The following is an 18,166-nucleotide window of genomic DNA, read 5'->3' as shown; positions in this document are numbered from 1 at the left end:
AACGAGAGAATCATAAATTTAGTGATTTGTGGCGCCCTAAAATCCACGTGACCCAATATTTATTTGGCTCAGCCGGCGCTCTGCGGTCGCCATGTCAGCTGCGGATTTCTCCAGTCGATCCCTTCCAGCATATAAGCCATCTGGGCCGGCGAGATCGACACCGCGCCCGATGACGCCGAGGGCCAGATGAACTTCCCGCGGTCCAGGCGCTTGGCGTATAGCGACAAGCCGATGCCATCGTGCCAAAGAATCTTGGCGAGATCGCCCCCACGCCCGCGGAAGATATAGAGATCGCCGGCATGGGGATCGCGCTTCAAACTCTCCTGAACCGTCAAAGCCAGGCCCTGCATGCCGCGGCGCATGTCCGTGTGCCCAGTGGCGATCCAGACCCTGACGCCGCTCGGTATCGGGATCATCGTCGGCTCAGAACATCGAGGACCCGCCCCAACGCCTCAGCGTCGACATTCTCGTCAACGCTGACGCGCTTGCCGTCACCGAGCTCGATCTCGATCAGACCGCGTCGCTTCCGGGCCAGCATCGCCGCTGGGGCTTCAATCGATCGGAGGCTTTCGGCCGCAGCCGCCACGACCTGAACGGGGACAAGGCGCGGTCCCGCCGAAGCGACAGTTGCCAGGCGGGCCCGCCGCCGCCACGTGAACACCAAACTCGTCGCAATGCCGTGCCGCCGCGCGATCTCCGTTACCACCGCGCCGGGCACCAGCGTCTCCTCGATGATCCGCATCTTGTCGTCGCGAGACCAGCGACGGCGACGCTCAACCCCACCCAGAACCTCTACCCGCATCAACCGACCTTAAGGCTGGCCTTAAAGCCACATCTTTCCCCGGAAACCTGTCACTGAACAAGGCGGCCTACCCCGGAGGAATACCCTCAACGTCGACGTCGCTGAACAGCTCTGCTATTCGATTGTCGCCGCGCAGGCATCATCTCCGAATTGTAGCGGAGCCGACGCGCTAGCCGGTCAACGGCGGCTGCATATACGGCTTTACATTTCTCGATTGAAAGATCTCGGTGACTACGTCTCGCGTTTTCAGCATCCGAAGAGAGGCGAGCCGGGCAACCTCCTCGAGATCGGACTGCGCGAACTGACTTGCGTCCAGAGCCGCTTGGGACTCCTGCTCAATGTTGGATGAAAGAAGGGGCTCAGGCCGTCGACCATCAATTCTACGCCACTGGGCTCCACACAAGTCAAGGACAAGAAGATCGACGCGCTCCAGCGCGGCGATCAGGCGAGCGAGCCGGGCTTCAGCGCGTGCCTGAGCGAGCTCGGCGAACATGCGGGAAAGGCGCTTGTAGAAGACGGCGAAGCTGTTGCGACAGGCTCCGTTGCCCAGCGCGCAAGCAAGCCGGGACTTTCCGGTGCCAGTCGGGCCGCAATGACGCAGATAATTGCGATCGCGGAATCCGTTGGCAAGTGGCGAGGGTCTGGAACAGCAAACGTCGAGACCGCGACCGGTGCAATAGTCGACGTTCTCGATGGTGCCGACCTGGCGCAGCTTGGCGTTGCCTAAGCGGCGCATGGGGTTGTCGCGGGCGGTCGTGAAAACTGCGAACGTCAATCACTACGGCCAGCGGTCAGAGCGTTCGTCTCGCTTGGTCCAGCAGTTGGGACTAATTTTCGAAGAGCACGTCTCGCCACCTCGAGCCGATGCGTCCAAATCCCGCTTAACGCGCACACGACAGCGGCCCCTGTTCGTCCTCGACTATTCCTATCCTCGGGTGCTGTCGCAACGGCTATGGATCCGAACGCAAGAATGCAGCCGCCCTCGGGGAAACTCGGGAATGCGTCAAATGGCGATAATAACTACGGCAATCATCAAGGCAATGGCGATTGCGCTGATACGATCTCTCAGTGCAAAGACAATAGGGTCGTCGTCCATTAGACGCCGGTGCGCCATCATGAGCGCCCTGCCTATCCAATAGAGAAGAATTGGACAGATGAGCCATAGTGCCTTTGGATGTCGATAGAGTCTCTGTACATCGGGCGATGTGACATAAAGTGCAAAGATCGTGACAGCATTCATGCCAGCCGCAGCAACTAGAGCGGCAACGACATCAAGGTCGCCGATCCTGTAATCACGACCTGAACGATCCGGGAGGCCCCGGTCTAGCCTCGTGGCCAGCTCAACATACCGCTTGATTAGCGCGAGCGATGTGAAGATGAACGTGGAGAAGATGAAAAGCCACTCCGAAATCTGAATTTCAGCTGCCACGCCACCTGCAACAATGCGTGTCGTATAGAGCATTGCCAACACAACAACGTCTACAAGCATCTTCCGCTTCAAATAGATAGAATAGGCACTTGTTAGCACAAGATAGCCAAACAATATGCTGACAAACTCAAGTGAAATTGTGATTGCCAGCATCAGAGACAATAGGAGGAGCGGCGGAACCATAAGCAAGCCAGTCCGAGGCTGGAGAAGGCCGCTCGCAAAGGGTCGAGCACGCTTGGTAGAGTGCGCGCGATCAGATCTAAGATCAAGTAGATCGTTGAGGATGTAGACTCCTGACGCGCAAGCGCAAAAAGCTAGAAAGGCGATCACATCTGTAGTGATGTTGGCCAACGTGAATTGATGCGAGGTCAGCAACGGCACAAACACAAGAAGATTCTTAACATACTGTTGGACTCGAAGGGCCTTGAACCACGTCCGACTTCGCGGATTCTCGTCATCTAAGGCGACGTAGTTTCCTTTGAGCGCGACGAGCCGAGCCTTTACCGCCGTGGAAAGGCCAGCGCCGTAGGCCTTATCGGCCATCTCCCACACCGGTAAATCTGACGACCCGTCGCCAATGTAATCAAATCCTTTCTTACCGAAGGCAGCTGTTAGTATCTCGGCTTTCAAAGCTCCGGACAAATTCGCTTTTGCGTCAGACGCAAACCACCCATCGAAGATGCCCAAGTGATCTGCTATGGCCTTCGCGTGCTTTGAGTTGGCTGCAGTAGCCAGGTAAACTTTCCTGCCCCGCGCTTTGGCTGCCTGGATTATATCCATAACGCAGGCGTTATACGGAAGAGTCGCATAATCTAGTTCGGAGGCCTGGGCAAGGCGATGCTTTACGGCTGCTTTGCCGTTAGCCACAGCCCGGACCGCAGCAAAATTCGCGTAGAACCCAAGTGGCAAGATGTTCAAAAACGACTCGTACAGCACATCTGTTAGCAACAAAGATCCGTTTAGATCTACTACCAACGGTTTATCGCGGGAACCCTCCGTATCAGGGGCTCTAGCATCATCGCTGGTGTGCCAGATGCCGTTGAGGACTTTCGGCATAACGTCGTCGAGTTGCATCGGACGACCGATAAAGGCAACGTAGCCGTCACTACTGACGACGAACGAGGTGGCAATCCCGCAAGATAAGCCCCAAAGCTTGCTCATTTCGCCCGTGTACTCGAACGCGATCCGATAATTCGGATTCGGGAGATTTTTGGTCAACCACGCGTCCAACTTGGTTCGGACCTCGTCGCGCGTTCGACCGCGTTCGTTAGCTGCGACTCCGATAATCTCAAGTCCGCCGTCTTTGTATTTCTCTTGCAGATCTACCAGATGAAGCATCGCCGCCGTACACGGCAGGCACCAAGTTGCCCAGAATTGGACGATGTAGACTTTCCCGGGTTGGAAGCTCGTGAGGGGCTGGCCGCGCAGCCAGCTTTCCACTTTGATCGGAGGAGCGAAGGACTCGATGCGCATCACTATGTTGCTCTCCTAAGCTAAAGCTAAATTGCAGAGCTAGCCTCTCTCAGAGACAGGGGCACGCGGTCTCCAAGGGAAGGAGAGGATGCCTCCCGTGGCGCGTCCGCGCGCATCGATGATCGGTAGCGTCTGGTCGGAGAGGCTGTCGATCATGTTGTAGCGGAATGCCTTGAGGTCGTTTAAGGGCACATGGCACAGACGAGAAATCTCGCGCCAGCGCGGCGTACCCAGGAGATCTGTAAGATGGTGACTCCAATGGCAAGCGCGATCCAGAGCGGGTTGATGTGGCTCAGCCGCGACTGGATCGCCGCCAAATTGATCCCGGTAGCGCGAGGTTAAGCAGTCCGACTGACAACGCCACCCGCACGGCGAACTAGCTTGTGGAGCCCGAAGACCCCGCTGTAGCAAGTCACGGCGATTGACAGTACTAGATCGCAAATCCGAGAAGTCCCAGAGCGGAGACCGCGAACGCCTAAGGAGCGCCCGCAGTTAACTCATCGGGTTTCACATTTCACCCCTCAAATGTGGTAGGAGCGCCTGCCTTTAAGATTTCCCAATTCGGATCCATTCCTCGTTACGCAAACTGTGCGCTACACAACAGGTCTCGAATGATCGATGAAGTGAGTGTTTCCGATCATCACCAAATCGGCACCGAATTTTCGGACAACGAGTTCGATGAACTCTTTCCTCCCGGTTATGAGCGACACTATTGGCATCGCGCTCGGAGTGCCATTGTTAAGAGCTATGTCCACGCGTTTTGTGACCTCAGCGATACGCTACTCGAAATCGGCGCTGCTCGGGGTCATTACGTTAGCGTCTTGCGTAAAGCTGGATTCGAATCGTACGGCTGCGATCTAGGAGATCCATGGGTGCACGAGGAGGCGAAACCGTTTGTCTTTACGAAGACTGATTTCGCGGATATCGACAGGGAGCTGCGCGACCGAGTCACCACGGTTCTGCTCTTGGACGTGCTTGAGCACATCGAGCAGCCGATCCCATTCATCGAAGCAATTTTTCATACCCTTCCGGCGCTGCGTTCGCTGATCATCGCACTGCCAGCGCGGCAAGAGCTGTGGTCGAACTTTGATGAACATTACCGCCATTTCTTACGCTACGATGTTACTGAACTTCGCAAATTGGCGCTTCGGTCGCGCCTTTCGATAAACTCCTACAGTTACTTCTTTCATGCGTTATATGTGCCGACCTTATTACTGAAGACTCTAGGCATGAGGCGTGGAACTGCGTTCGCGCCCAAAGCACCCCGGTTGCACAAACTATTAGGAATTGCATTTTGTCTGGAAAGCCGCCTTTTGCCGAAGAATGTCTACGGCACGTCACTGATCTGCGCCTGCACCAAAGATCCTCCTTAGAACTCCCGGCGCATCATCGGGCAACTACACTTCGAGCGCCAGCACCGGGACATCTACAACGAGCAACTCGTCTGCGTAGGTTCGCCAAATCACGTCCATGGCAAGAACCTCTCGGTCGTTCGTTCGATGCCAATTCTGAACATCACATCCCGGCCCGACATACTGCCCACGTGGCTGCGGGCGATGAACCTGAGCTTTGCAGACGTCAAGTCGGGCGCGCGATATGATCACAATTACCTTGCTCTGCCGGCGGTCATGACGGGAAAATGCCTTCTGGTAGCGCCCGAAATTGTCGTCAGCGATTTGGTGCGCGGAGGCGTTCTGCACGTGGTGCCGGGGTCACGGACTGGCAGCGGCATGCAATATCGGGCTTATGCGGTCGACCGCAGTGACAATTCTGAAATCGCGCGTGCATTTTGCCGGTGGCTCGTCCGCCTTTGCAAAAAGGCCGCCCTCCCGGAAGCCGCTTGACATCGCGTGAGCGATCGCGGCGCCTCTGAAACAGCAAATCCTCAATATTGAGACCGCTTTTCCTCGGACCCACAGCGGTGGCCATATCGAGCGGTTGAGGGAAACCTTCATCACCGTCGAGATCTGGCCACTCCGCTAATTTAGGTCCAGGACCCGACGGAAACGGCTTACCAGCGCGCGGTTTCCCGCAGGTCAAGTGACTCTGAAGCTTGGGCGGAAGCGAGCGCCGCGCGCGAGCCTGTTGGTTAGCCTGGATCTTTCGCCCCGAGAGCCGCGAATAGCACGGCGCGCTCAGCAGCATCAAAAAGAGCGCCCGGTCGGCTTCATAGCGAGCCGCGGATCGGCTGCTTCTTGAACCTGTCATGACCAGCGCGCCGTCGCTCGTGCGAACCGACCAAAGCCACCTTCGTCCGCGCCGTTCCAGGACAACGTCGAAGATTGGAAATCGATCAGACATGTCATCAGCCCCTCAACAGATAACCTCCACCCGTAGTCTGCTCGTCTGCATCCACCGCCAAACTTATGCGGTGCCGGCTTCCTCTTCCGCTCTACTGGTTCTACGCGCACTCGGTGTGGGTTCTCAGAAAGCTTCGATGGACCGCCTCGACCTGTCGACGTCTTGAGCGAAATCTCTTTCAGCGGCGAGCCCGCGCTCCGGTGGACGATGCTCATTTGGTCATTTCGGCAGGTGTCCAGGTCTCAACTCACCGAAGTCGGTAAAGGGCCGCAGGCGTCTCCCCGAGGAGGACTCGCCCTCGGGCGTCTTCGTCCGGAACGAGTTCCTCAAGCCACTCAAGTGTCTGCGGATAGGATGGCGCGTAGGCGTGGGCGGCTGCGACGTGCGGCCACTCCGAGCGCCAGAGCAGCTGCTTCGGCCCGAGTTCCTGCAGGATTCTGGCTACAGCTGCCTGGGCCCAGCCATCTGGGACGTGTCCGATCCCCGACAGCTTCACCCACACCTCGGCGCCCTGGGCGAGCGCCAGGAGCCGTGCGAGGCGTGGATCCCAAGCAGGATCGCGGACGTTATCGGCAAGTCCGAAGGGCTAGACCACGCCGCGTCGATCAGATTCTGCAACTTGCGAATATTGCCAGGATAGTTGTACTTGAGCGGCGCATCGGTGACAGGCCGGCTGAAGCCGGTGGGACGCCGCCCGTGGCGGGCGCAATAGAGGCCGAGGAAATGCGCCATCAGAAGCGGAATGTCATCGCGTCGCTCGCGCAACGGCGGGATCGCGACCGGGAAGACGAAAGAGGCGGAAATGGAGATCTTGCCGCAAGCGGCCGGCCGCGACTTCCGCGAAGAGAGCGACATTGGAGGCCGCGACCACCCGGACATCGAGGGAGATCGTTTTGCTGCCGCCGGCACGCTCGATCTTGCGCTCCTGCAACCCACGCAGCACCTTCCCCTGTGCGGAACAGGTCAGTGAGGTAATTTATGCAGAGGCCAAATGTCCGGTAACGTGCGGATAGCTCGCATAGGGGAAGACCCTTCCATCGAGCATCCGGCCGAAGTGGTCGCACGAAATGGGGAGGCCCTCGTCTTGGCTTCCAAGATACGGCGCCCCTTTCAGGCGATAGGCGCCGACCACTGAGGACCTCGAATTGTGGCTCTACATCCGCCAGCCAACCATTGATAGCGGACTGATCGACATCTCGCGGCTCTAGGCCGTGCTCCGCAAAATCGAGAGAATTGCGTCGAGATTGTCAATGGCCTGATACAGGGATTGTTGTCCCGCTTCTCTTGCTCGACACAAAACACAAGTCCCCCGTCCTCAACGAGGCCTACGGCTCCATCGCGCGTCAGTTTGATACCGCAGATGCGTGTCAACGCGGCTCCTATTCTGCCAACCTCGTTCGGAGCACGAAGCAAGGCTTGAGCCAGTGCAAACCGGCGGAGCCGCTCGCTACGAATGTCCCGTTAACGGGCTATCGTGCGTTGCGGACACTGGCTATCACCGACACGCGTCGGCTCCGCCGCGCCATCTTTGGTACTGCCGCAAATACGTGGGCTGCGCGTAGTCCAAAACGACCAATGGCTTGCGAGCCGCTGCAGCAACTCTGAGCGGTGCTACGGCGTCAGCAATCTCCTCACCCAGCGGTCGACCAAAGATCTGGAAGCGCGAACGATTTGTGGATCCGGCTTACAGCCGGACATTCAAGATGTCGAGCGACCCGCTGTTCGTCAACAAGGTACGCGATATCGTCTGCCTTTACCTGTCCCCACCGAACCGCGCCCTTGTCCCCAGCATCGATGAGAACCGCCAGATCCAGGCACCCAATCGCGAGCTGCCGGTCTTGGTGATGACTCCTGGCGTATCGGAACGGCGCAGATATGTGCGGCATGGGACGACGTCACTGTTTGCCGCGCTCGACGTCGCCCCGGCGTTCGTCATCCGAAAATGCCTCAAGCGTCATCGAGCCGTCGAGTTCTTGAAGCTCTAAAAAGAGAAACGATGCTCCAGGCGTCGATGTCCATATCATCATGGATAACACTCCTCGTCGTCGTGTTTAGCGCTGTTCGATTTGATACGTTGATGGCCGCGACCCGACACTGAGATCCGGATTTTACGTTGGCGCAATGCAAAGCGCATCCTTTCGTCAACGGCTTGCACCACATCTCTCATGGCACGCCGATTGCCTGTAAGCGGCGAACAATCTGTACGATCACGGCAGTCTCGCAATCGCCTGGCACAGGTCGCCCCAACGGGGCACAATGCTTAACGTCACAACTGAGAGATTGGGAAGCAATGACAACTTGTTCGAGCCCATCGGCCATGAAAGATGGAATGCGGAAGACCCGAATCGATCTCGCCGCAGCGCTTCGGCTGATTCACCTGCTCGGTCTTGATGACGGCATCCACAACCACATCTCGATCCGCTTGCCTGGCGCGCATGATCGCTTTCTGCTCAATCCCCATGGGATGCGCTTTGAAGAGGTGACCGCATCGAACCTAGTTACCGTTGATGTCGATGGCAAAATCGTCGACGATCCTCTTGGGCTCGGCATCAACCCGTTCTGCTTCACCATTCACAGCGCGATCCATTCTGCGCGGGAAGACGCGATCTGCGTGCTGCACACTCACGCGATGGCCGGCGTCGCAATCTCAGCATTGAAAGAGGGTCTGCTGCCGCTCACTCAATGGTCCTTGCAGTTCACTGATCGTCTCGCCTATCATGATTACGAAGGCGCGGGACTCAATCATGACGAGCGCGCCCGCCTTGTAGCCGATCTCGGCGACAAGTCGGTCATGCTGCTCCGCAATCACGGCATGGTCACGTGCGGACGTTCCGTCGCAGAGGCATTTAAGCTGATGCACAATCTGGAGCGCTCCTGCCGTGCGCAGCTGGCGATCAAGGCCTCAGGCGCCGAAATCATACTGGTTTCCCAAGACGTCGCCAGCCACTCCGCGCGTCAATATGCAAAATTCTACGACAGCATCGAACTGGAGGGAACGCCTGATATCGAATGGGCGGCGTTCAGGCGAATGCTGGAACGAACCGATCCTGGCTTCGCGAGGTAACTCGAATGGAGAAGGGGCCATGCCGATGCAAACATTGCCTAACCTTATTGATGCAGTGCAGTTCGATTTAAGCCGCTTCGTTGACTGGTCTTCGAGCTTTCCTGACCCTTATAGCGATCCCGTGGCTGCTGCCGATCAGGGGGCAATCGGATTTACCCACTTGCCGTGCAGCCTTCAGGCCGGTTTAAACGAATTCGCCCAAACGCCCTGCCAAGGCGCGCTCTTGGTGACGGGGCTGCCCCTCTGTGCTGATCTTCCGCCAACTCCGATCAACCCGTTCCGCCAGGCCGGCTTGCAGAGGATCGGAAGTGAAGCCCTACTCTTTTCCATTTCCTCAAGCTTTGGCCATCCCTACAGCTATCGCGAGTGGGAGGGTGGGCTTCTCCTTCACAACAAGTATCCTATCCGGCAGCATGCAACAATACAGCTCGGATCAAACTCCGTGTCGCTACAGATGCACACAGAGAAAGCATTTCGCGATATCTCTCCTGATTATGTCAGTCTTCTCTGTCTGCGAGGCGACCCAGACAATCGCGCCACAACCTATCTCTGCGATTTGCGTCGCGCTATCGGAACACTCCCGCCCGGAGCGGAAAAGCTACTTCGGATGCCCCTTTACGCATTTAAGACGGACAATCCGCATCTCGTGAAGGATGGCGTGGGCTGCACGGCCCCACACCCGATCGTAGAAGAGCGCAACGGTCGTATGATTTGCGGATACGTTGACGATCTTTTGGCTCTTAGTGAGGAAGCCGAGCATGTAGTCAATGCTCTGCGACGCGCGATTGGCGAGGCTGCAGTAGAAGTGCGGTTGAATGCCGGAGACCTGTTGATCATGGACAACTCACATCTTGTCCACGGCCGGAGCGCTTACCAACCCAAATACGACGGCAGAGATCGTTGGCTACAACGTCTTTTGATTTCCAACAGGCTGGATATAGGTCAGTTGCGCTCGACTGGTCATCTAATCTCAGATTCTTGCCTTTCCGAATGTTCTAGTGAATATCGAATGGTTCTCGACAGCCAACTGACAGGAAACGCAGAAAAAATGCACGGCTGAGGCAACTCGACAAAAAGAGCCGCGGTTTTCTTTCGAGATCCAAGCATGGAAACAGCTGCCGCAGTCCAAGCCCCAGGCGTCAAAAGCACGCAATCCTGTCGGGGCCGGATTTCAAATCGCGGGCATGGCGTTCGGTCGATTTCAACAATCCTCGAAGTATTCGTTACAGCAGCTCGAGTGTGGCCATGAGCATCCAGAAAAAGAGAGTCGCAAAATTCGATTTTGCACTCAAGAATAGGCACGGTGTTCGCATCGAGGAAGTCTTCAGACTAGGCGCACTGAGAGACGGAATTCAGCTTCTCACGACCGAGATAGGATTTCCAATTCTTGGCCAAATCATACCGAGACTCGAAATCGAAATATTTGGTCCGCAGTTCGTTAAAAAGATCACCGTACGTATCAATTCGAACTCGCCATTTATGTTTGACGGAGAGGCCCTCCTTGCATCAATAAACGACGAGATCAAGCAAGTCCGCTGTCGACAACATGTCGACCCCGAATGCTCGCATTCGGGCATGTATAATTTCGGCACGATGCGCACGAATGGCGCCAGGAGTTTCGTGTTCGATTATCATGTTTACTGTTGTTATTCATGCGATTTCTGTTTCAAAGAAAATGAATGGGAGGCGCTGGCCATTCAGGGAGGCAAAACTAATTACAAGGCCAATTTCCAAGAGTGCTTAAATTACGCGGACAGACAGGGCCACACGTTTGATGACAAATACGATATCGTTTGGCTATGCACTGGAAGCATTAAAGATGAGAAGACCGAATTGGCTCGGCATTCGACAATCTCTCGTCGGCTCAGAGAGGCGGGGTACACAAAGAATATTTACGTATCCCAGGTTGTCCCGTCGAGCATCCGAAACGACAGGGATAAGCGAATAGATTACCTTTCAGTTCTAAAAGATGCGGGCGTTTCGCGATTCAACACGGGGGTCGAAATCGTCGATCCCGGAATGCGAAGAAAGTATATCCGTGGCTTGAAGGGTGAATACACTTTTGAAGAGTACATGGCGATCTTTACCGACGCAGTCGACGTGTTTGGTCGGTTCGGCGCCGGAAGCTGCCTTCTGGCCGGAATTGAGGCTGCGGAGAACACGATCGATGGTTTGGAAGCATTGGCGAAGATCGGCGTAGCACCTGCCCCGACGATATTGACACCGTTCGTCGTAAAGCAAACGGGCATTCCATTCTGGTTCGATCTCGAAGAACTGATAGATACTCATGTTCGCTTCAACAATATAGTCGCCCGATATGAGCTGCCAGTCTTCTCCGGCGTATTCAGCCTTGCTTGACTCGTCGGCAGCTATTATCCGAGCGGCGTTGGTTGGCTCAAAGCTCGGCATGCATGAGCACACCGTTGGCAAGTAGCGCCGCCGATAAGGATCGTGACCTGGCACCGAACTTTCATTCAGCGGGAGTTCGAGTCTCGGGGTTTTGTACGCCCAGTGGCGCGGGTGGAGCAACGGGCGATTGGCGGAGCTGGTCAGGGTTACGCAGCCGATTGTCCGTTGCGGTGAATACGGCGACGTAGGCCGCAGGGGTCTGGTATTACAGCGAGGAGTGCGGGCGTTCCCCATTGTAGTCGTCGAGCCGCCCGTGTGCGTCGCTGCGCATGCGGCCTACTTCGTTGCCATCCAGAAGTGCGACAAGTTCTGAGGTCATGTCTTGGCCTTTCTGGCTTTCGCCACGATGGCATCCAGATCAACGGCAGACTTCGGCGCGCTGCGGCCAGCAGTGGGCTCGCTGTCCGCGTCAAGCCGGATGCCGAGCGCATCGAGGGCACGGAGGACCAGACCGAGTTCAGCGCGCGGGTGACCATGTTCAACCTCGATGACCCATTGACGGCTGACGCCAATGCGCTTGGCCAGCGTCAACTGATCGAGCTTGAGACGTTTGCGCCGGTCGCGGATGGCCGCCGCGGGCTTCGGCGTGATGCTCGCGCCCGAGCACATGCCACGACTTCCAACGCTCAAGACCATCCCGCTCGAAGGCGACCTGGTTTCGCGGGAGGTGCGCCTACTGGCTGTACAGGGACGCCGCTACTCGCCGGCGCTGGACGCTTTCGTCAAGGTCGCGCGGCTTCGCGATTGGTCGTTCGAAGTCCCCCACCTGGGTATAGGGCGCGCGATGCTCTCGGAGTTAGTCCCGGAGATCGCGAGCGAGCCCGCGTGAACAAGACACGCACGCCAGCAGCCAATCGTGATCAGACAGTCGAAACGCCCGCTGATAGGCAGTACCGAGGCGCAAAGTTTCCGCATCAAGCGGGTAAGCGCCGTCCGGTAGCCGCGCGAGCAACCGGAATTGCTGCAGCGACAAAGCGAGCCGCAGGATCGTGCTCTTGACCAGCCCCGTCCGCTCGGCGAGTTCAGCCAAGCTCAAGGCGTTGTGGCCCTGCGGAATGCCGTAAATATTGCCAATGCCCGCTCGGCTGCCGACACGCCTCTAGGTGCAGGCGGCTTCTTTTCGGTCTGCTTTACCATCCGGCGCAGGGGTCGGAGGTTGGCGTAGGATTCCAGTTCAAGCATTTGTTCACGAAATGTTCATACCCGTCTTTCCCAAGCGGCCTGATTTGACTTTGGCAGTGGCCTCAATCGGTTGGGCCGATGTCTCAGTAGGACACCGACATGGATTGTGCGCGTTAATGTGCAGAACATTTATGGGGCGAGAACAACTTTCACAGTTATCCTAGGTTATAGGTCGCAAGTTCCATTCGGCCGTCTGGTCCGCCATGGAGCGGTTCCAATGATGCAGGACATGAAGGCGCACTTGGTGAAGCTTCAGGCCGAAGCTGAGGAGTGCAAATTGATCAGGAAGTTCGCGGCCAACGCGACCAAGAAAGAACTGTTCGCAAAGCTCGCCGCGCGTCAACGGGCGCTGGCTGAGGAGATCGAGCGCACGATGGATGTCAAGCCAGCGGCGTGAAGGGCGCCGCAGATAGCGGCCTCTTTCGTCATGTCTCGTGGAGCGGTCAGCCCGGGCCACGCTTTGCCGCTCGGCTAATTTGAATTTAACGGTCGCGTGGCTACGTTGAAGGCATGCCATTCGATAGACGAGCAGGAATCGAGACCAGGCTATCGCGGTATCGCCTCGTGGAGCAGCGGCTTGCTGCGGAACCTGACGCCGCCTCGAACGCCGAATTGAAGAGACTGCGCCGGATTATTGCCGATCTGGAACAGCAACTTGTCGAGCTAGACAAAAAGTAAAGGCCGCCGCTCAGCTCGGCTACCTGCTGGAGGGCATCGACGGGCGGATGCCGCAACATACCTCGCGACCGCAGCCTCGCCGCACGCGTACATTTCGCTTCTCGCCAGCTGGTTGAGTGTTTACTGTTCCACTCGGCGCTTGCCACCTGCCGCCATCCGCGATGCACCGTCTGCGGTCGTGGCCAAGCACTCTATTGGTTAGAGACTTTCATCTCTTACCGCCCCCGTCCGCTCGAGCCCCGGGACCGGGGCTTTTAATTGGTGGCTGTCAAACGCCAACCCACGAGGCACAAGTGACGAAATTCGAAAGCCGGTTCGCATGGCGTTGATTCCCATTGGAGAACCCGAGGTCGCCAGCGAAAATCATCGGAAGTGAGTCAGACCCAAAGTTCGGAGCCGATACACATGTCCAAGTCTGGCACGATTCCAAACGAAGCCGTCCCGTGTTTTTCGGTGGAACGTCGTTTTGCCGCGCTTCTCGCGTCCGTTCCTGATCTCACTGCTGGAGCGCGGCGACCGGCGCGCTAACGCTGATGTCCGAGGCCGATTCCGAGTTGCAATGCCTTTTGACGTAGCGCACCGACGCTCCGCTTAGTCGCTTTGGCTATTTTTGCGACGGGAGTCCGTGCCTTTGAATGTGTCCTGAGTTCTTTGACGTCGGCTTTAGTCCACTCGCGCCGCTTAACGCGTTTCTTGGTGGCTTTCTTCACAATGGATGCTCCTTTTGAGAGGAGCGACTTAATATCACAGCTTTCACAGATTGCCCCATAAAGAAAGATAAATCACAAGAACCGGGGCACGCACTTATTGCTTTGGATGGAATAAGCCCGCTATTGACGTCATTGCCGCTCTGGAAGGACGATGATCAATTTCCCTCGACGTCCAGTCAGTCTGTGGCGAGCGAGAATAGCGAGACGCTTTTCGTGGTCAACTCGAAGGCGACGCCCTTGCACTTGGCTCCTTCAGCAGGCTCCAAGCTCAGCCTGACGCCTGGGGTTTTCCCACAACCTATCCGGCTAGTCGGGATATCTGGTCTTCTGCTTTGTTTGTCTCTATCGAACTCGATGTTAGGAGGTTCTCGAACATCTCCTTCGGAAGCGGCCGCGAAAACAGAAACCCTTGCAGCTCGTGACAGCCTTCCGACTTTAGAAAATCCGCCTGTGCCGTAGTTTCAACGCCCTCCGCGATGACTTCAAGTCCAAGGTTACGCCCCATCACGATGATCGAACGCACGATTGCCGTATCCTCCGAGGCGGATTTCATATCAATCTTCTGCACAAAGCTACGATCGATTTTGATTCGCGTAAGCGGATAACGCGTCAAGTAGCTAAGAGATGCATACCCCGTTCCAAAGTCATCGAACGCGATCCCTATGCCCGTTGCTCGGAGCGCCTTCAATGGAGACAGCGCTCCATCTTCACGACCAAGTGCGATATTTTCGGTGATCTCAAGCTCGAGTGCTTCTGGAGGCAACCCACTCTCAGACAAGGCGTACTCCACATCTTGCAGGAGCGTGCCGTTGCGGAATTGCGCCGGGAACAGATTCACGCCGATCCGAATATCGGGAAGGCCTTTCGCGCGCCATGAGGCCGCCGCCATGCACGCCTCGGTCAAAATCCATCGACCTACTTCCATGGCGACCGCACTTTCGCCAAGCGCGTCAATAAACAGTCCTGGCGCCAAGACACCTCTTTCGGGATGGTCCCACCGCAGGAGAGCCTCGGCGCCGATTATAGCGCTGTCGCTTGATCGAACCTGAGGCTGATAATACAGGACGAATTCCCGCTTTACGCATGCTCGTCGAAGCTCGCTATCAAGCTGGCGACGGGTATTTGCCCGCGCGCGCAATGACGGCTCGTATAGTCGATACGTTCGTGTCCCGCTCGCCTTGGCGTCGTATAGCGCCAAGTCCGCGTTCGCAAGCAGGTCATCGGCGTTCGACCCGTGTATCGGGCTGATCGCTATGCCGGCGCTGGCACCAACGAACAGCTGGTGACCGTCGATCTCAATGGGTTCGGCCAGCCGCTTCAAGATGGAGCTTACGAGCTCCGTCGCTACAAGCGGGTCGCCGCAATCTCTTGCGACCAAGACAAATTCATCTCCGCCCAACCGATAAACAAGGATCTGCTCCGAGGCGGCTTCCAGCCGCTGTCCTACCTTATGTAAAAGCCTGTCGCCTACAGAGTGACCAAGCGTGTCGTTGACGTCCTTGAACCCATCGAGATCGAGTATCGCGACGGATATTGGCCGGAATGGAGCGTCCGCTCGCTGCTCAAATAGCTCTTCGAAATCTGCCCGTAGGCTCGCCCGATTGGGAAGGTCAGTCAGTGAATCATAGAGGGCCAACCGCCGCAGTTGTTCTTCCGCGGCTTTTCGTTCGGTCATGTCGCGACCGAAAAAGAAATACCTTTGCTCTGGCTCACACCACACTCCTGACCACACCAAGGGCACAACATGACCATTCTTGTGAATGTACCTCGTCTCAAAATTGCGCTTGTGCTGGCCACTGCGGCCCAATTTCATTTCGCGCCGCGTACCAACGAGGTCCTCGGGCAAGATGAATTCCGCCCCACTGCGCCCAATCATCTCATCTGGCTTATAGCCAAGTGTTGCAAAGGAACTGGGGCTTACGCGAATAAACTTTCCGTTCGGATCAGTTATGAGGATCAAGTCCGAGGACGTCTCAAATAGCCGTCGGCTTTCCTCGGCCTCCTGGCTCAACGCCGCCCCCTTCAAGCGAATGTCGGCATCAGCCTCCGCTCGTTCTTTCGATGCCAACGGAAGCCATCGAAGTGTAAGAAGGCCAAGGACGGTGCATGCTGCAACGACGTTCATCACCTTCGGGATGATAAGATAGTTGGGATTGCCGAGCACTCCCACGATCGAGGCTGGAAAGAGGCCATATTGACCTCCAAAATATAAGCCAAAATAGACATTCTCGATGATATTCCGAGCAGTGTCGATCAACAACACCGATAGCAGAAGGCGAATGACGCCAAATGTCCGGGGGTTGCGAACAAACGCAACGCACACCGTGGCGAGTACCGCAAGCCAAAGCAAAACAATAACCCAGTAAATAAGTGCGGTTGCAAGGCTCATTGATACACGCCGACAAAACGAGAGACCTCAACGTCTAATCGACGTTTCAACTACGGTTGGTTGACGGCAAACCTGTTCCGATGATTGACCTTAACGACACGTTAATTGCTCTCCGGAAACCTTCGATCCCGCGACAGGACGCTGGGTTCGAACGTCCCATTGACCGCGCAGTCCGACTGCATTCCGAAGCGGGCGAGTCAAACCCGTAGCAGCGAGCCCGACCTAAGGCGCTATTATCAGGCATACTCTAGTGGCGCTGTGGGAAGCCTCAGATCGAATCTTCGGCAAGCGTCTTAAATTGATGATTCCGAGCTTGCTGCGCCAGCGGGCTCGACATCTAGGACGAAGCGGGTATTGAACCCATCGCGCGTCGATTCCGCGTCAGCGCCGCAGCGATGCGATACCGATTAGCCCACAGGTTTTGAGAAACGTCCGGAGGCGAGGCCCTACATCACCGCATGCCCGACAAAACGCATATGGCGATATTGGATGGCAAGCGTTCGAAACGAGACCGGGAAAGGCGCACAGCTTGTTTAGATTGTGTTAGATGAAGGCCCTTTCGTTGCTAGCGTGTGGTCTCGACATCACCAACTGAAGGTGCTTCGAAGAATTCCTTCGCCTTCTGATGCCCCTGTAACGCGACCGGGCGATACGGACCGAAGCTCGTGTAGTTGCGCACCGACTTCATCGCGAGCCGCTCGTAGACTGACTCGTGTAGTTGCGCCGTGTCCGGAACATCGCGGACCGCTTTCGACCAGTGCAGCGAGGTCCCGGCCATGCCAACCATGCACTCGTCGTGCATCATCCCGTCAGCGGACGGGTATAGCCGCAACATACCCTTGTCGACGAACACGCGACCTGCATCGGGTATCTTCTGGGTGATGAAATCTATCATCCACGCAAGCGTGATGTCCGACAATCGAGATTCGTTTTCAGGATAGCTGCCGCCGATGTCCGCGTGGTTGCCAGCGAACCAGATCTGATCGAATTGCTCCGGTTCACCCTGTCTGTCGGGCCACTTCACGGTCCCACTGCCGCCCCAAGGGACCCGTTTGAAGTCTTTCCTGCTTTCGTCGATCGACTGCAGATGGCGCGCGTACTGGACATCTGACGCGAAGTGCCGGTCGTAGGCCCAATCAGGGAAGAAGCGTTGCCATCCGATCGCAGCGACTGCATCCCATATTCCGATGAAATAGGCGGGCGCGCCCGCAGCACGTCCGGCTTCCGACTTGTAGGTAGAGCGGAAATGCGCCGCCCGCTCGTCAATGTCCGCGCCTTTTCGCGGCATCCCGAACCAATAGACGCAGGAGACCGCCTCCTTGGCGACCCGTCGCAGCGACTTCGGATCGAGGCTAATGGAATCGCCGTTCGGCTCGTGTCTCGGAACGCCACAGACCTCAAGGACGTGCGACAGGCACCTGGCGGTGTAGGCTCCGCGGCTGAAGCCGAAAAGATAGATCCGGTCGCCTGGCTCCCACACGCCGACGAGCGCGACGTAACAATCGACAATCTTCTTTGTGATGCCGAACCCAAACATCTGCTGGACGGTTTCCTTGAGACGGCTCCAACCATTGCTGCGTCCGGGCGCTGGTGTCCCGATGCCAGGGACATAGAGCGCCAATTGCTGCTTGGGGTCGATGATGGAGTCGGGCCCCGTTCGCGTCGCCCGATACAGCTTGTAAACGTTCGTACGGCTTTCGTCCGGCAAGAGGCCGCCCTCGTTTCCCGT

At 56.8% G+C, this 18,166-nt stretch carries 16 protein-coding genes and 3 pseudogenes; 8 read left to right on the top strand and 11 right to left on the bottom strand.

Annotation, left to right across the window (positions count from 1 at the left end):
* Window positions 1–68: 68 nt before the first annotated feature.
* The 4 genes from tnpB to ACP2YO_RS11840 all read right to left on the bottom strand — a co-directional run bounded on the left by tnpB (window position 69) and on the right by ACP2YO_RS11840 (window position 3,704).
* A complete protein-coding gene (gene tnpB / locus ACP2YO_RS11855) occupies window positions 69–416 on the bottom strand; it encodes an IS66 family insertion sequence element accessory protein TnpB (RefSeq protein ID WP_426441037.1) in 348 nt (115 codons plus the stop codon).
* On the bottom strand, window positions 413–742 hold the full coding sequence (tnpA, locus tag ACP2YO_RS11850) for an IS66-like element accessory protein TnpA (RefSeq protein ID WP_426441036.1): 330 nt from the start codon (window positions 740–742) through the stop codon (window positions 413–415). The genes tnpB and tnpA overlap by 4 nt, the downstream gene beginning before the upstream one ends.
* A 229-nt stretch (window positions 743–971) precedes the next feature.
* The gene (locus ACP2YO_RS11845) at window positions 972–1,577 is read right to left on the bottom strand and encodes an ATP-binding protein (protein ID WP_426441035.1); all 606 of its coding nucleotides are present in this window, start codon (window positions 1,575–1,577) and stop codon (window positions 972–974) included.
* 228 nt (window positions 1,578–1,805) lie between these two features.
* On the bottom strand, window positions 1,806–3,704 hold the full coding sequence (locus tag ACP2YO_RS11840) for a UbiA family prenyltransferase (RefSeq protein ID WP_426441034.1): 1,899 nt from the start codon (window positions 3,702–3,704) through the stop codon (window positions 1,806–1,808).
* A 611-nt stretch (window positions 3,705–4,315) separates the two neighbouring features.
* Here ACP2YO_RS11840 and ACP2YO_RS11835 point away from each other — a divergent pair.
* Together ACP2YO_RS11835 and ACP2YO_RS11830 are read left to right on the top strand one after the other, a co-directional pair.
* Window positions 4,316–5,077: a methyltransferase domain-containing protein gene (locus tag ACP2YO_RS11835; protein WP_426441033.1), complete on the top strand. Its 762-nt coding sequence runs from the start codon at window positions 4,316–4,318 to the stop codon at window positions 5,075–5,077.
* 48 nt (window positions 5,078–5,125) lie between these two features.
* A pseudogene (locus ACP2YO_RS11830) lies at window positions 5,126–5,548 on the top strand (LysR substrate-binding domain-containing protein); the annotation flags it as partial.
* 704 nt (window positions 5,549–6,252) lie between these two features.
* Here the strand turns inward: ACP2YO_RS11830 and ACP2YO_RS11825 are convergent.
* The 3 genes and pseudogenes from ACP2YO_RS11825 to ACP2YO_RS11815 all read right to left on the bottom strand — a co-directional run.
* On the bottom strand, window positions 6,253–6,501 hold the full coding sequence (locus ACP2YO_RS11825; protein WP_426441032.1) for an amidohydrolase family protein: 249 nt from the start codon (window positions 6,499–6,501) through the stop codon (window positions 6,253–6,255).
* Window positions 6,502–6,750: 249 nt separating this feature from the next.
* A complete protein-coding gene (locus tag ACP2YO_RS11820) occupies window positions 6,751–6,948 on the bottom strand; it encodes a sigma 54-interacting transcriptional regulator (RefSeq protein WP_426441031.1) in 198 nt (65 codons plus the stop codon).
* A 36-nt stretch (window positions 6,949–6,984) separates the two neighbouring features.
* A pseudogene (locus tag ACP2YO_RS11815) lies at window positions 6,985–7,376 on the bottom strand (carbamoyltransferase N-terminal domain-containing protein); the annotation flags it as partial.
* Window positions 7,377–7,690: 314 nt separating this feature from the next.
* Here ACP2YO_RS11815 and ACP2YO_RS11810 point away from each other — a divergent pair.
* The 4 genes and pseudogenes from ACP2YO_RS11810 to ACP2YO_RS11795 form a co-directional block, all read left to right on the top strand.
* Window positions 7,691–8,039 (top strand): annotated as a pseudogene (locus tag ACP2YO_RS11810) (IS630 family transposase); the annotation flags it as partial.
* A 256-nt stretch (window positions 8,040–8,295) separates the two neighbouring features.
* Entirely contained in the window at window positions 8,296–9,069 is a 774-nt protein-coding gene (locus tag ACP2YO_RS11805; protein WP_426443139.1) for a class II aldolase/adducin family protein, read from the top strand.
* Window positions 9,070–9,088: 19 nt separating this feature from the next.
* Window positions 9,089–10,129 (top strand): TauD/TfdA family dioxygenase, encoded by a 1,041-nt coding sequence (locus ACP2YO_RS11800; protein WP_426441030.1) that lies wholly within the window; start codon window positions 9,089–9,091, stop codon window positions 10,127–10,129.
* Between the two features lie 185 nt (window positions 10,130–10,314).
* Window positions 10,315–11,427, top strand: coding sequence for a hypothetical protein (locus ACP2YO_RS11795; protein WP_426441029.1), 1,113 nt, complete (start codon window positions 10,315–10,317; stop codon window positions 11,425–11,427).
* A 366-nt stretch (window positions 11,428–11,793) separates the two neighbouring features.
* Here the strand turns inward: ACP2YO_RS11795 and ACP2YO_RS11790 are convergent, their stop codons facing one another.
* A complete protein-coding gene (locus tag ACP2YO_RS11790) occupies window positions 11,794–12,087 on the bottom strand; it encodes a helix-turn-helix domain-containing protein (RefSeq protein ID WP_426441028.1) in 294 nt (97 codons plus the stop codon).
* On the opposite strand from ACP2YO_RS11790, the gene ACP2YO_RS11785 reads away from it, so the two are divergent.
* Window positions 12,086–12,307 (top strand): hypothetical protein, encoded by a 222-nt coding sequence (locus ACP2YO_RS11785; RefSeq protein ID WP_426443549.1) that lies wholly within the window; start codon window positions 12,086–12,088, stop codon window positions 12,305–12,307. The genes ACP2YO_RS11790 and ACP2YO_RS11785 overlap by 2 nt on opposite strands.
* Here ACP2YO_RS11785 and ACP2YO_RS11780 read toward each other — a convergent pair.
* Window positions 12,275–12,508, bottom strand: a complete 234-nt coding sequence (locus ACP2YO_RS11780) for a hypothetical protein (protein ID WP_426441027.1) — start codon at window positions 12,506–12,508, stop codon at window positions 12,275–12,277. The genes ACP2YO_RS11785 and ACP2YO_RS11780 overlap by 33 nt on opposite strands.
* A 372-nt stretch (window positions 12,509–12,880) precedes the next feature.
* On the opposite strand from ACP2YO_RS11780, the gene ACP2YO_RS11775 reads away from it, so the two are divergent.
* On the top strand, window positions 12,881–13,057 hold the full coding sequence (locus tag ACP2YO_RS11775; protein WP_426441026.1) for a hypothetical protein: 177 nt from the start codon (window positions 12,881–12,883) through the stop codon (window positions 13,055–13,057).
* A gap of 1,289 nt (window positions 13,058–14,346) precedes the next feature.
* Here ACP2YO_RS11775 and ACP2YO_RS11770 read toward each other — a convergent pair.
* A complete protein-coding gene (locus ACP2YO_RS11770) occupies window positions 14,347–16,437 on the bottom strand; it encodes a putative bifunctional diguanylate cyclase/phosphodiesterase (RefSeq protein WP_426441025.1) in 2,091 nt (696 codons plus the stop codon).
* 565 nt (window positions 16,438–17,002) lie between these two features.
* The gene (locus ACP2YO_RS11765; protein ID WP_426441024.1) at window positions 17,003–18,145 is read right to left on the bottom strand and encodes a phospholipase effector Tle1 domain-containing protein; all 1,143 of its coding nucleotides are present in this window, start codon (window positions 18,143–18,145) and stop codon (window positions 17,003–17,005) included.
* Window positions 18,146–18,166: the final 21 nt, after the last annotated feature.

Source organism: Bradyrhizobium genosp. P, from assembly GCF_049949265.1.
Taxonomy (GTDB): Bacteria; Pseudomonadota; Alphaproteobacteria; order Rhizobiales; family Xanthobacteraceae; genus Bradyrhizobium.
The sequence above is the reverse complement of the archived record's forward strand: the minus strand, read 5'-3'. Positions and strand labels throughout refer to the sequence as shown.